The organism is Desertimonas flava, from assembly GCF_003426815.1.
In the GTDB taxonomy this organism is placed as follows: domain Bacteria; phylum Actinomycetota; class Acidimicrobiia; order Acidimicrobiales; family Ilumatobacteraceae; genus Desertimonas; species Desertimonas flava.
In genome coordinates this window covers 58,255-71,215 of the sequence record NZ_QKYK01000001.1, presented here as the reverse complement: position 1 = coordinate 71,215, position 12,961 = coordinate 58,255, and the positions used below count along the sequence as shown (strand labels likewise).

The 12,961-nt window shown below is 68.4% G+C and carries 12 protein-coding genes; 5 read left to right on the top strand and 7 right to left on the bottom strand.

Features of this window, described 5'->3' with window-relative positions; all coding sequences use genetic code 11:
- Positions 1–7 precede the first annotated feature (7 nt).
- Together DN771_RS00305 and DN771_RS00300 are read right to left on the bottom strand one after the other, a co-directional pair.
- Positions 8–1,015: a baeRF2 domain-containing protein gene (locus DN771_RS00305; RefSeq protein WP_162941381.1), complete on the bottom strand. Its 1,008-nt coding sequence runs from the start codon at positions 1,013–1,015 to the stop codon at positions 8–10.
- Positions 997–1,590, bottom strand: a complete 594-nt coding sequence (locus DN771_RS00300; RefSeq protein WP_205528344.1) for a DUF421 domain-containing protein — start codon at positions 1,588–1,590, stop codon at positions 997–999. The genes DN771_RS00305 and DN771_RS00300 overlap by 19 nt, the downstream gene beginning before the upstream one ends.
- A 460-nt stretch (positions 1,591–2,050) precedes the next feature.
- Between DN771_RS00300 and DN771_RS00295 the strand changes: the two genes are divergently transcribed.
- The gene (locus tag DN771_RS00295) at positions 2,051–2,449 is read left to right on the top strand and encodes a four-helix bundle copper-binding protein (RefSeq protein WP_116995340.1); all 399 of its coding nucleotides are present in this window, start codon (positions 2,051–2,053) and stop codon (positions 2,447–2,449) included.
- Between the two features lie 4 nt (positions 2,450–2,453).
- Positions 2,454–2,621 (top strand): hypothetical protein, encoded by a 168-nt coding sequence (locus DN771_RS29080; protein WP_162941380.1) that lies wholly within the window; start codon positions 2,454–2,456, stop codon positions 2,619–2,621.
- Positions 2,622–2,857: 236 nt separating this feature from the next.
- On the opposite strand, the gene DN771_RS00285 is transcribed toward DN771_RS29080, so the two are convergent.
- Positions 2,858–3,955 (bottom strand): baeRF3 domain-containing protein, encoded by a 1,098-nt coding sequence (locus tag DN771_RS00285; protein WP_116995338.1) that lies wholly within the window; start codon positions 3,953–3,955, stop codon positions 2,858–2,860.
- Between the two features lie 242 nt (positions 3,956–4,197).
- Here DN771_RS00285 and DN771_RS00280 point away from each other — a divergent pair, with 242 nt between their 5' ends.
- Both DN771_RS00280 and DN771_RS00275 read left to right on the top strand, forming a co-directional pair.
- On the top strand, positions 4,198–5,553 hold the full coding sequence (locus DN771_RS00280; protein WP_116995337.1) for a TrkH family potassium uptake protein: 1,356 nt from the start codon (positions 4,198–4,200) through the stop codon (positions 5,551–5,553).
- On the top strand, positions 5,546–6,259 hold the full coding sequence (locus DN771_RS00275; RefSeq protein ID WP_205528343.1) for a potassium channel family protein: 714 nt from the start codon (positions 5,546–5,548) through the stop codon (positions 6,257–6,259). The genes DN771_RS00280 and DN771_RS00275 overlap by 8 nt, the downstream gene beginning before the upstream one ends.
- Positions 6,260–6,272: 13 nt before the next feature.
- Here the strand turns inward: DN771_RS00275 and DN771_RS00270 are convergent, their stop codons facing one another.
- Entirely contained in the window at positions 6,273–7,478 is a 1,206-nt protein-coding gene (locus DN771_RS00270; protein ID WP_116995336.1) for an amidohydrolase family protein, read from the bottom strand.
- Positions 7,479–7,573: 95 nt separating this feature from the next.
- A complete protein-coding gene (locus tag DN771_RS00265; protein WP_116995335.1) occupies positions 7,574–8,500 on the bottom strand; it encodes a DUF1353 domain-containing protein in 927 nt (308 codons plus the stop codon).
- A 59-nt stretch (positions 8,501–8,559) separates the two neighbouring features.
- Here DN771_RS00265 and DN771_RS00260 point away from each other — a divergent pair, with 59 nt between their 5' ends.
- Positions 8,560–9,705 carry a hypothetical protein gene (locus tag DN771_RS00260; protein ID WP_162941379.1) on the top strand — a complete coding sequence of 382 codons (1,146 nt, stop codon included), beginning with the start codon at positions 8,560–8,562 and terminating at the stop codon, positions 9,703–9,705.
- Positions 9,706–9,710: 5 nt separating this feature from the next.
- Here the strand turns inward: DN771_RS00260 and DN771_RS00255 are convergent, their stop codons facing one another.
- Positions 9,711–11,546: a SpoIID/LytB domain-containing protein gene (locus DN771_RS00255; protein WP_116995333.1), complete on the bottom strand. Its 1,836-nt coding sequence runs from the start codon at positions 11,544–11,546 to the stop codon at positions 9,711–9,713.
- Positions 11,547–11,605: 59 nt separating this feature from the next.
- Positions 11,606–12,955 carry a cryptochrome/photolyase family protein gene (locus DN771_RS00250; RefSeq protein WP_116995735.1) on the bottom strand — a complete coding sequence of 450 codons (1,350 nt, stop codon included), beginning with the start codon at positions 12,953–12,955 and terminating at the stop codon, positions 11,606–11,608.
- Positions 12,956–12,961: the final 6 nt, after the last annotated feature.

The following is a 12,961-nucleotide window of genomic DNA, read 5'->3' as shown; positions in this document are numbered from 1 at the left end:
GACGAGGTCACCATCGCATCGTTGCCGCCACCGGCGCGTCCATGATCGCCAGCTTCGGCACCACGATCACCTCGGCGTCGGTGGCGAGCGCGGCGACGATCGCCCGGTCGACCAGACGCGCCCCGTCCAGCCACCTGCTGTCGACGTCGTCGTCCGTCGAGAGGTCATCGTGGACGAGCAGCGTCTCCACACGACCTTGACGGAGAGCGTCGACGATCGTGTCGGCGTCCGTGGCGGCGAGATCCGAGTCGAGGCCGGCGCGAACGCTGTCCGCCGCGGCGGTGACTCGTTCGGCGACGAGGTTCGACAGTTGCCGTACGACCTCGTCGGCGATGCCGCCGGGTGACCCGGCTTCGACCTTGACGGCGATGTCGGCCACGTCGGTGGGGAGGTGCTCGAGCAAGAACGTCTGGGCGCGGACGTCGCCGGCGACAGCGACCAGTTGGGCGTCGACGCGCTGGGTCACTTCGGCGACAGCGTCGGCCACCTCCCGGGCGTTGTCCTCCCACGTGTTCTCTGCGCGTTGCTGGAACCGCCGTTGTGACCAGCCGCCCGGATGCCCCCGATGGATGTGTTCGGTGTCGCCGACCACGGTGTCGGTGCAGAGCACCGTGCCGCCGTCGAACGCCGTGATGTCGGCGCCGGCTCGGTCGGTCTCCACGATGACGTGGGCGATCGTTCGTTGCCGGCCCTCGATCACCGTTGCCCATCGCGGCACCGGCCCTTCGTGCACGGTGGCGACGACCGGTTCGTCGAGGTGCTCGACCAGCGTCGGCCCGTTCCGGGCTTGGACGATCACCAGTCCGGCGCTGTCACGGTGATGGAGATCGCCGACGACCCGATCCAGCTGGTCGAGTTCGTCGGCCTGCCACGTATCGGTGAGCTGTGCGCGCGCGTCTCTCCACTCGAGGTCGAACCTGGCTCGTGCGTCGTCGAGGTCGCTGGGCGTCGGCAGCGTGATCGTGGCGAACCAGTCGGATTCCTCGTTGAACGCCCTCAGGTCTGCATGAGGCACCACTCGTCGTCTCCCTTCGTGTCGGTGGCTACGGGCGAGCCCCCTGTCTGAGATCTTCTCGCCGTGTCGCTCGGTAGAGCTGTGCCGCTACTGCACCGCTCGAATGGGATGACGCTGAGACTGCCATCGGTCTCGAGCACGACCGCAGCGATCCGTTCGCGGTCTCCATACCCGCTTGCCCGGATCGCCTGGTCGACCTCGGCTCGAAGCAGGCGAGCCCGGGCCATCGCCTCGTCGTCGAAGTCGCCGCGATGGAACACGGCCGTCGCGTCGGCCCGCACGACGCGAGCCGCCCATCGAGTGCGTGTGGAAAGCCACGACACCGCCCACTGTGCGGTGACGAGCAATGTGATCGCGACACTGCCCTCGATGAACGACACATCACGCGACAACGCGATCGTTGCCAGGACCGATCCGAGTGCAACGGTCACGACGAGATCGAACGCACTCATCTTTGCCAACGTGCGCTTGCCGGAAACCCGCAACTCGATCACCATCACCAGATACGCCGCCGCACCCACGGCGATCACCCGCCACACGTTCGACCACCCGTCGAACCACATCGACGGTGTCACGACGGTCCCGACGTCGAGCGGTCCACAATCAGCGCGAGCGAGCGGAATCTCGTCGACTCGATTCTGCCGTGATCGGTCACCCGGGCTGCTGGTCGAGCCCGCATCCCTTTCAACGTGAACGGCCACCACAAAACGTCCATCCTGCAAATCACCTCCAGTGGACCCGACGTTCCGATCGAGGTCCTCCCGTCACTGCGCGTCATGGTCGACGCAACGCTCGATTCGCTGCGTCTCCTCTCGGCCCGACAGATCGGGAACCCACCCTCGGGTCGAGTCGAGAACAACGTGATGCTTCTAGGTTCCCGTCCGAGCGAGGGCGGAAACCACAACCACGTTGCAGTCCTGTCACAATCCCGCGCGCCGGGTCACCGGACGCCCGCGATTCGCTGATGCCACCCGCATATCCGCTCGGGCCTGCGGATACCCAATCGGTATCCGACCACAGCCCCAAGGAGTTGCCATGTCCGTTGCCTCTCAGATGCTCCGCACGTCACCAAGCCAGCTCGGCTTCGACCCGGACCCGCTCGTGGCGTGCATCGACGCCTGTCTCGACTGCACCCAGGCCTGCACCGCCTGCGCCGACGCGTGTCTCGGTGAAGAGATGGTGGCCGACCTGCGCCGGTGCATCACCAGCGATCTCAACTGTGCCGACATCTGCGACACCACCGCCCGGGTGCTGTCCCGCCAAGCCGGCTACGACGCCGTGCTCACTCGCGCGGTGCTCACCGCGTGCCGGGATGCCTGCCGACGCTGCGCCGAAGAGTGCGACCGTCACGCCGACATGCACGAACACTGTCGCGTGTGTGCCGACGCCTGCCGGCGCTGCGAGCACGCCTGCGACCAGCTCCTCAGCGCATAGTGACATGGCGACCGACACCGCCAACGGCGGCGATCTCCACGAGACTGGACGAGACGACGCCAAGAGGACGGAACGACGGCACTACGTGCGCTTCGGGGCCATGACCGCCACCTCGACGGTGATGATGTTCGCTCTCATGTTCAGCAGCGACAACGTCCGCGAGGACTGTTGACGCACGGCGAGCGTCGCACGGACCGCACGGACCTCCGACGCTATGCACCAGCGTGAGCGACGCCTTCGACCTCGGTTCCGGCTCGTTGACGAGGTCGCCACCGGCAGTTCGGACGCGTTCGACGACGGCGTCGACGTCGTGGGTGGGTACCTGCAGGGCGGCGACGCCGGGACGCTTGGCCAGGGTCGCGGCTCGCGGTTCACGACGAACCGCTGCCGTCGGGATCGTCGCGGCGGTCAGTAACGGAGGAGGGCGGCAAGCGGGCCGGCGGTCCGGTCGAGCGACTCTGTCGTGTTCCAGAGCCGACCGTTGGTGCGCAACGTGGCGAGGATCGCCTGGTCGACGCGACGGTCGTCGTGGGCGTCGGGTGCCACGAAGAGCGTCTCGACTCGTCCTTCGGTGGCACGGTCGACGATCTCGTCCAGGTCAGCCGACGTCAGGCCGGTCCCAGCCGCCACGCGATAGCGGGCGACCAGGCGGTCGCGCTCACCGGTGAACGTGGACTCGACCAGTTGCCACGCGTCGCGATGCAGGTCCTCGACGGGTCGTCCATCTGGGCTGCCCTCCACCAAGTCGTCGACGATCCCCCGGTAGCTGCTGGCGGCCTTGAAGATCGGCAGGTAGTACGCGACGGAGGCCAGCACGAGCGGCCGGTCCCCAGACCCACGCAGGCGTTCGTCGATGCCGGTGGCCACCGCCCGGATGTAGCGCTCGAGCCTGGCCTTGTCCACCTCGTCGCCAGCACCGTGGCCGTGGAACTGCACCGCGCCCTGCCCCGCCGACCGGAACTGGAGCTGGCGTTCGGGGTCCTCATGGGCGAGCGCCTCGTCCATCGACCTCGGAACGCCAGTCAGTTCGACCTCGCCGATCCGCTGTCGCGTCGCCTCGAAGAGTCGGACCTCGTTCTGGCTCAGAGCGAGGATGAAGAACGCTCCGTCCCCCGACACGAGCGGCACGAGCGGAGCGACTCGAAACGAGTCCCCGATGTCGACGTGCTCGTCGACGTCGAGGGGCAGGCGATGGGTGGCGTCGAGGTCGGGAGCGCGGAACAACGCCAGCCCCGCGCCCTGGTACTGCCAGAACTCGTCCTGGCTCACGAGCCCGTTGAGCGGCTCGAGGAAGTCGTCGATGTCGGGGCGGCGCCAACCCGAGCCTTCGAGGCCGCGGCGGACCTCAGCCAGCTGGTTGCGCAGGACCACGGGTCCCTGCCGGACGTCAGGGCCGTACCGGTGCGTCGGCAAATACAGCGACACGCACGGCCCCGCGACCCCGTCCAGGGACAGCAGGTCGTCAGTGGTGACCACGTCGATGTGGTGCCACGGACCTCGTTGCACGGGTCCAATCTAGTGCCACGGCCGATTGGCGGTCGCGGGACGAGGCGAGCTCCTTCGACCAGTTGTGGGACGCGGGGGCGTCGGCGGCGACCGGGCGGTGGCCAGCAGCATGGCCGTGGCGGCGCTCGGAACTGCCCCGGCCGGGTGTGTGTGAGCCAAGCTGTCGGAATGGCGGCGTTCCCGATTCGTGGCTTCGAGGAACGGGACTCGTCGGCCCGGCGCATCGACGAGCAGTCGACACGATGAGCGCGCGATGGTTGGGCGGCGGGCGGATCGCCCTCCGCCATCCCGCCCAGTACATCGTCGTGACGTTCTTTGTCACGAGCATGTTGGGTACCGCGCTGCTGTCATTGCCGATCTCGACGCAGAGCTCAGGACGAGCGCCCCTGACCACGGCGATGTTCACCGCGATGTCGGCGACGTGCGTGACGGGGCTGTCGGTCATCGACACCGAGGGCCACTGGAGCGGCTTCGGACAAGCCGTGATCCTCGGTCTGATCCAAGTCGGCGGACTCGGCATCATGACGCTGTCGTCGCTGCTCGTCATCGTGTTGAGTCGCCGCCTGGGGATTCGTCAGCGCGTCGTCGCCGCCGCGCAGACCGGAACGCTGCGGCTCGGCGACGTCACCTCGTTGGTGAAGGCCGTCGTCACGATGACGGCGTGTGTCGAACTGGGCGTGGCCGCCGTCCTCCTTCAGCGGTTCTGGATCGGTCACGACGAGTCATTGGGGCGCGCCGCCTATCTCGCCGTGTTCCACTCGGTGTCGGCCTTCAACAACGCGGGATTTGCGCTGTTCCCCGACAACATGATGCGGTTCCAGGACGACCCGATCCTCCTGCTCGCGCTCGCCGCGGCGATCGTGATCGGCGGATTGGGGTTTCCCGTCTGGCACCAGATCGCGTCCGGTCGTCGCCGCATCCGCCAGTGGGATCTCCACGCGAAGTTGACGGTATCGACGACCGTTGTCCTCGTCGTGTCGGGATGGTTGCTCTTCGCCGCGTTCGAATGGACCAACGCTTCCACGCTCGGACCGCTGTCGACACGTGATTCCCTGGTCAACGGCCTGTTCCACAGCGTGACGACACGCACCGCCGGCTTCAACTCCGTGGATGCCGCGTCGCTCAACGACACGTCACATCTGCTGACGATGATCTTGATGTTCATCGGAGGTGGCAGCGGGTCCACAGCGGGCGGCGTCAAGGTGACGACGTTCGCCCTCCTCGGCTGGGTCATCTGGGCCGAGGTCCGCGGTGAGCGGGATGTCGAGGTGTTCCGTCGACGGGTTCCGACCGATGTGCAACGGCAGGCGTTGACCGTTGCACTGATGGCGGTCGGAGGTGTCGTGGTGTCGTCGATGATCCTGCTGGCGCTCACGCCGCACGAGCTGTCCGACGTCGTCTTCGAGTCCGTGTCGGCGCTCGGCACGGTCGGACTGTCGACGGGTATCACGCCCCTGCTGTCGACCCCGGGCCAGCTCCTCGTGACGGGGCTCATGTTCATCGGACGGGTCGGGCCACCTACCCTGTTCGCCGCGCTCGTTCTGCGAGCGCGTGAACGTCTGTATCGGCACCCGGAGGAGCGGATCATCATTGGGTGACAAGTCGCGGCGCCAGTGGACCCTCGGCCAGCACGGCGGCCCTGCGCGCGCAGAACCGGGCGAGTCGATCGCCGTGCTCGGTCTGGGCCGATTCGGTGGTGCGCTCGCCTCCGAGCTCGTGCGCTTGGGATACCAGGTGCTCGGGGTCGACGTCAGCGAGTCGACGGTCCAGTACTACTCCCCCACCATCACGCACGTCGTCCAGGCCGATGTCACGAACACCGCGGCACTCGTCCAGTTGGGGATCGACGAGATGCCCCATGCCATCGTCGCCGTGGGTTCGGACCTCGAGGCGAGCATCCTCGCCACCGCAGCCCTCGACGAAGTCGGCGTGCGGTCGGTGTGGGCGAAGGCGGTGAGCCGCCAGCACGGTCGGATCCTCGAGCGCGTCGGCGCCCACCACGTGGTCTACCCCGAGCACGACATGGGCCACCAGGTCGCCCACATGATCGGTGGGCGGATCCTCGACTGGTTCCAGCTCGACGAGCGGTTCGCCCTGGTGGAGACGGCGGTACCGGAAGAGCTCGTGGGGCGCACACTGGCCGACTCAGCGGTCCGCGAACGGTTCGGGGTGACCGTGGTGTGCGTGAAACCTGCGGGTGGGTCGTTCACCTACGCAACGGTCGACACGGTTCTGGCCCGGGGTGACCTGCTCGTGGTGGCCGGCGAGACGGCGGCCGCGGAGGCGTTCGCGAGGCGCGCGTAGCTCGACGGCGCCGTCAGACGGCGACCTTGTAGAGCTTCGCCGCGTTGCCGCCCATCACCTTCTTGATGTCTTCGACATCGTGCTCCTTCAGTCGCTCGAGCGCGTAGTCGACGGGGTTCGGGTAGAGGCACGTCGGGTGTGGGAAGTCGGTCTCGAACATCACGTTGTCGAATCCGACGTCGGCGATCGAGTGGCGCGGCGCGGAGTCTTCGAACCAGAAGGTGGCGTAGACACTCTGGCGGAACAGCTCCTGCGCGCTGGGCCGTTGCAGCGCCGGGTCGTCGGGCAGTGCCTCCTGGAGCTGGTAGTCGGTGCGCTCGAGGACGTAGGGGATCCAGCCGATGCCGCTCTCCACCGACACGAACTTGAGCTTCGGGTAGCGGACGAGGATGTCGCTCGTGACGAGGTTCGAGAGGAAGTTCGAGTTGGTGAGCTCGAGCTGCACGCACATGAGGACGTAGGCCCGGTGGGCGTCCTGCGACGCCCACGTGCGGGCGCCGTACATCGAGCGGAACTGGTCGGAGCCGCCGCTGTCACCCGAGCCGATGTGGATGTTGATCGGGAAGTCGAGCTCGCTGCACAGCTCGTACATCGGGTCCCAATGGCGATTTCCGAGGTCGGGCAGGCCGCCGTTGAAGGGTTCGCCGCTCATCGCCATGCCGCGCAGTCCCATGTCGTGGCAGCGCTGGATCTCGGCCAGCGTGTGGTCCATGTCCCAGAACGGCACGAGCATCTGTGGCAGCAGGCGGTCGTTGCTCTCGGCCTGCCACTCGGCGACCGCGTCGTTGTAGATCTGCACGATCGCGTAGGCGAGGTCGCGATCCTCCAGCCTCAGCAGCCGGCCGGCGCCGAAGCCGGCGACGTTCGGGTAGACGATGTGAGCCCACACACCCTGCTCGTCCATCACCTCGAGGCGGGCGGACACGTCCCAGGAACCGGCGTGCGCCTCGTCGACGGTGATGTGGTTCATCATGTCGATGTTCCAGAACTTCGTCTTGACGCCGTCCTTGTCGATGATGCTGCCGGCGCCGGCGTTCATCAGCTCGAGGCCGTCGACGTACCACTTGTTGAGGCCGTCGGCGTTGGGCCGCACCAGCGGGACGCGGTCCTTGTACTTGGCTGGTGCCCGCTTCGTCCACAGATCGGCCGGCTCCGTGAAGTGGGTGTCGGAGTCGATGATCTTGAAGTCAGGACCCAGCAGTTCGTGCGCGATGCTCATGGTTCGCCTGTCTCTCCGTGCTCGTGATGCCAGGGCCCCGGTGGTCCTTCGCGGATCACATCATATACGATGCATTCTGAGCCTGCTGGGTCGTGTCAGGTGGCGATGTCGAGCCAGATCGCCCCGACGCTGATCGCGGCGACAGCGAGCAGCGAGGCGGCGATCCATCGTCTGTCCCGTCGCAACACTCCTTCGAAGGCGAGATAGAAGAGCCCCCCGACGCCGGCCAACACCGCAGGTGGAAGGATCCAGAGCGCAGCGAGCCCGCCCACCAACCCGGCCCGCCACTGGCGACCCCAGAGCACCGCGGCGGCGATCCAGCCGAGCGCCCAATAGACGTACATGGCCCAGAGCGGCACGGGGTGGCCCCACTCCAGCACCGACGAGCCGAGCGACCACACGAAGCTGACGATCCCGGAACAGGCGAGGATCAGCCAGAGGATGACACCGGCCTTCTTGGCCAGGCCCGCGGCGGAGACGCCGCGCTTCCAGCGCGTGCGGAGGGAAACGGCGGCCCACATGATCGATCGCTTGAGCCACGGGACGCCCGCCGAACGCATCATCTCCCAGAACATGAAGTCCGCCAACGCGTCGCTCTGCAGCGCCCCGCTGTCACGCGTCGGCTGGATCAGCCCATCGTGGATGATCGCAGCCGGCGTGTGCAGCCCGTAGGAGTTCTCGAACCAGCGGACGAATGGAGGGATCGACGCGAGATCGGTTTCGACGAGCTCGGTCTCGCCGTCTCGTGGACTCTTGAACAGCGAGGCAGACTCGACCATCGCTCGTGCGGCCTGGTCGTCGAGCTTGTGGAGCTTGGCGACCCGCGCCGCGAGGCGCTCCTTACCCTCGTCGTGGCTGTACCGGAAGTCGGACATCACGGCGAACTCCTTGCGGTTCACCTGGACGAGTCCGAGCCATTCCGACCTGACCTCGAAGCCTGGCGCGACGGGCCACGGGTTCCAAGGACCTTCCTGTGCCCAGTCGTCCGGCGGCGGCTCGTCCACCTGCTCTGACATCGTCATCCCCCTCTGCTCCGCTCCGACCGGCGATTCTTACCGGTCGACCGGTAGAACTCTGCCGCATGAAGATTCCTTTGGCGATCGCTGCGGGAGCGCTGGCGGCATCGACGATGGCCACGGCCGCCGGAGCCCGGGATTTCGTCACCACCACCGTCGGCGACACCACCCCGTTCGCACGGATGCTGCAGCTCATGCCGGAGGACGCCGCCGTGCTCGGCGGCTCGATGACGATCCAGTACACCGACATCGAGGCGCTCTGGCGCCGGGCCGGCGTCGACGGCGATGCGGACGACCGCCTCGCGGCGTTCCATGACATCGCGTGGATCGACACGTTCCCACAACCGCCGATCATGTTCGGCAACCGCCTGCCGGAGCAGGACCCGTTGTCCGAGGTGGGCTTCGCGTTCCAACACTTGCTGCAGGAGATCGCGGTCGTCGATCCGCCCAGCAACATCGTGGTCGTCGCAACCAGTGCCTCCCCTTCCGACGTGGTCGGCGCCCTGGAGAGCGATCCCGTCTGGTCCGCCGATCTCACCACCATCGGTACCGAGTCGTCGCCGTACTTCGCGTGGGGCGAAGACGGGGCGAGCGTCGACGCGGCGCGCATCTCGACGTTCCGTCCGCTCGGCCAGCCCGGGTTCCTCGCCGTGCTCGGCGATCAGTCCGCCACGGTGGTGCACACCAACCAGACCGAGCCGATGGAGCGTGCGCTGGCGACGGCGAACGGCGCGGCGCCGTCGCTCATGGAGAGCTGGCTGTTCGAACCTGTCGTGGCCGCCGTCGCCGGTCGTGAGGTGCTCTACGCCATGGCGTTCCCCGCACCGACCCTGCCCGACCCGGCCGCAGTCATCGCCGCCGACGGAAGCCTGGCGCCCCAGCTCCTCGACGCAGCCACTCTCCTCCTGCCGTACCTCGGCATCGTCATCGTCGGCTCGACTGACGGCGGCGGCGAGGTGCAGGTCGACATCTTCGCCGTCCACGCCGACGACCACGCAGCGGACAACGTCGCCAGCGCCGAGGCGTGGCTCGAGAGCGAGTCACAACGAACGGGGACGCCGTTCTCGGAGCTGCTCCCTGGCGCGCAGGTCTCGGCCGACGGTTCCCTCCTCCGGATCACCGCCTCAGGGCAGGACACGTATCGACGCGCCGTCGCCATGGCCTACACGCGCGAACTGCTCCCGACCGGCGGCACCGGCGCCACCTCCTGACCTCCTCACTGGGCGATCAGGACGATGCGGTTTCGGATGAACAGGGCGAACCGCGCCTGACCGGTGGCCGTCAGGTGATGGCCGTCGCTGGTGAACCAGCGGTTGCGATCCTGCGCGGTGCCGGCGGCCGCGGTGCGCCAGTCGAGAATCCTCAGCTGCGGCCACCGTGCCGGCGCGGCCGCGAGGGCGCGGTTCACCGCCACGAAGTCAGCCCGGCCAGCCCGCTCGGCCAGGTTGATCCAGATCACCCGGCGCACCCCGCGAGCGACCAGCGCTCTCATCATGGCGTCGATCCTCGCCGCGAAGTTGTCGTTGGGCCTGGCGTAGCCGAGATGGACGATCACGGTGCCCGTTCCCATCGGCACCGACGCAGCAGCTGCGGTGCCCGCGGCCGCACATCCTGACGTGCACCGGCCGCCGGCCGTGTCGTAAGTGGCTGTCGCGTAGACGCCGTCGAGCAGCGCAGGGAGTTCGGAGTTTCCCGTCTCGCTAATGCTGAGCCCGATGCCGTCACCGATGAACCGCATCGAGGAGGCGACCGCTCGCGTCCGCGTGATCGCCGTAACCGTGAACCCGTGCGACGGCAAGCCGAACGCCGACCGGATCGTCAGCGCGGGGACGACGACCGTGCCGTTGGTCCCGGTCAGCCGCAGCCGGTTGTCCCACGTCCCGACGTACGGCGCGTTGGGGTCGGGCTCGGTCACCGCGTTCGTCATCCGGCCGAGCGCGTACGCCACTTCAAGCTGATCGGCGTCGATGATGCGGGCCCAGCGGTGGTGGGGATTGGCCGGCACGTCGTCGTACGGGTCAGCAACCGACGGGAACGTGCCGCCGGCGGTTCGCGGCCCGTTGGAGGCCGAGAACTCGGTGACGGCGATGCTGCCGTTCGCCTGTCGTCGCACGACGTTCGCCGTCTCGGCGATCGCCCGGTTCGCGTTGGCGCACTCGAACGTCGGGTTGCCCGCCTCGCAGGCCACCCCGGCCACCAGCGCGGTGGTCGGCGAGACCCGCCGGGCGGCCCCGCCGTAGGCCTGGCACACCGTGGTATCGCACGTGGTGGCATAGCCACCCGCCGACACGTAGCGGTTGGAGGCGAGGGCGAAGGAGCGGGCGGCCACCGCCTGGGCGCGGAGCGCGTGCATGCCGGCTCCACCTCCCGAGTTCCCCCAACTCGTCGACACCTCGCGGGACACCACACCGCGCAGGTAGGCCTCGGCCAACACGTCGTTGACGACACGAGGCGCGCCCGTGTTGTCCCTCGTCAGCTCGATCACCCCGCGGTAGTGCACGACGTAGCCCGGCGTGCAGACGCCGAGCACATCGCCGGCCGCCCCGGTCGACTCGTTGACGGTCGTGCCGAAGCGGATCGGGGCTCGGACCCCGACGGCGATGCGCGTCCAACCGCTCGTGCTCGCGCCGGGACAGGTGGGCGCGGCGATGGCGAAGATGTCGTACGTGCCGGGTGCGATCTGGCGCGCCTGGAGGGCCCCATAGGCGACGCCGTTCCACATCGCTCGGCGGACCACCGACACCACGCCGAGCGTCGTCACGCCGTCGAGCCCGACGAGGCGGACGCGCACGCGGCTGGTCGCCGCCACCGTGCTCTGCACCGTGCCGCCGTAGTACGTGCCGAGGATCGTCTGCCAGGACTGTCCGCCGTTGACGGCGCGCCCGTAGGCGCCCCATTGGCTCATGCCACGGCCGTGGCCGTTGCCGACGCCCTCGACGAGGAGCGCGACGACCTCGTTGGTCGGTGCGGTCTGCGCGGTCGCGGGGACGGGTGCGATCACCGTGGCGACGATCAGGGCAGAGGCAAAGATCGACGCCAGCCGGAAGCGCATCGTCGGGACTCTAGGTGTACTAGGTCGCGGTCGACGTCCGGCTCGTGGCGTCGCGGTGGCTAACCCGGCGCGGCCGCGGGCCCGACCACCGCCCGGTAGGCGGCGATGGCGTCGCCGTGATCGACGATCGGCGCCGGATAGCCGCACCGCTGCCTCACGTCCTCGGCGGGCCAGTGGATGCCCGGGGCGCTGACGCCGGCGAGCTCGGGCACGTACCGGCGGATGTAGGCGCCCGATGGGTCGAAGCGCTCGCTCTGGCGGATCGGGTTGAGGATCCGGTGAGGATTGGTGTCGGTCCCCGTGCCGGCGGTCCATTGCCAGTTGAGCTGGTTGTTGGCGACATCGCCATCGACCAGATGCTCCATGAAGTGCGCGGCGCCGAGCCGCCAGTCGATGTACAGGTCCTTGGTCAGGAACGAGGCCACGACCATGCGGGCGCGATTGTGGATGAACCCCTCCCGCCGCAGCTGGTTCATCGCCGCATCGACGAGGGGGTAACCGGTCTGGCCGGTCCGCCACGCGTCGAATCCGTCGGGGTCGTCGTTCCACCGATCGTCGCGGGACCGGTAATCGGTCGTCGAGAGTTCGGGCCGGGACCAGAGAAGCTGGTGGAAGAAGTCCCGCCAGCAGAGTTGCCGCACGAACTCGGCCCCGCCGGGCCGTTCGCGGAGCCGGCTGGCGACCTGACCTGGCGACAGGCATCCGAAGTGCAGGTGGGCGGAGATCCGCGACGTGGCATCGGCGGCGAGATCGTCGTGGGCGGACGGGTAACCGGCGAGGCCGCGCCGGGTCCATGCCTTCAACCGCCGTAGTCCCTCGGTTTCCCCGCCGGCCACGACCTCGGTCGACGCGGCGTGCGCAGGGTGGTCGCCGGGCCCGGTCAGCCGCCGGACGTCCTCGGGCATGACGATGCTGTCGGGCGGCGGGAGTGGGCGTCGCCACGGTGCCTCGAGCCAGCGCCGGTGGTACGGCGTGAACACCTTGAACGCGTCGCCACCCGCCGGCGTGACGCTTCCCGGAGCGACCACGGTGACGCCAGGGTGGGTGACCACCTCGTACCGGGCCCCGGCCGCTCGACGAAGGTCTCGTTCCCGCTGCTGCGCGTACCCCGAGACGTCCGCAGCGAGGTGGATGTCCGACACGCCGAACTCCGTGGCTGCCTGGAGCACCGTGTCGACCCAACGTCCGCTCCGGCGGACGAGACCGGCCCCCCGCTCACGCAGGCTGCCGTCGAGATCGGTGAGCGACTCGTCGAGGAAGCGAGCGCGGTTGGCCGACCGGGCGATCGGCAGGCGGTCATCGTCCACGAAGAGCGGGACGACGGTGTCGGAGCGGTCGCACGCCTCGACGAGCGCCGGGTTGTCACGCACGCGCAGGTCGCGCGTGAAGACGACGAGCGAGGTCGACACGGGGCC

What these genes read in the sequence shown, in the direction of transcription:
- DN771_RS00295 (WP_116995340.1), top strand. Translation starts at nt 2,051, where the DNA reads ATGTCCGTTGCCTCTCAGATGCTCCGCACGTCACCAAGCCAGCTCGGC.
- DN771_RS29080 (WP_162941380.1), top strand. Translation starts at nt 2,454, where the DNA reads ATGGCGACCGACACCGCCAACGGCGGCGATCTCCACGAGACTGGACGA.
- DN771_RS00280 (WP_116995337.1), top strand. Translation starts at nt 4,198, where the DNA reads ATGAGCGCGCGATGGTTGGGCGGCGGGCGGATCGCCCTCCGCCATCCC.
- DN771_RS00270 (WP_116995336.1), bottom strand. Translation starts at nt 7,478, where the DNA reads ATGAGCATCGCGCACGAACTGCTGGGTCCTGACTTCAAGATCATCGAC.
- DN771_RS00265 (WP_116995335.1), bottom strand. Translation starts at nt 8,500, where the DNA reads ATGACGATGTCAGAGCAGGTGGACGAGCCGCCGCCGGACGACTGGGCA.
- DN771_RS00260 (WP_162941379.1), top strand. Translation starts at nt 8,560, where the DNA reads ATGAAGATTCCTTTGGCGATCGCTGCGGGAGCGCTGGCGGCATCGACG.
- DN771_RS00255 (WP_116995333.1), bottom strand. Translation starts at nt 11,546, where the DNA reads ATGCGCTTCCGGCTGGCGTCGATCTTTGCCTCTGCCCTGATCGTCGCC.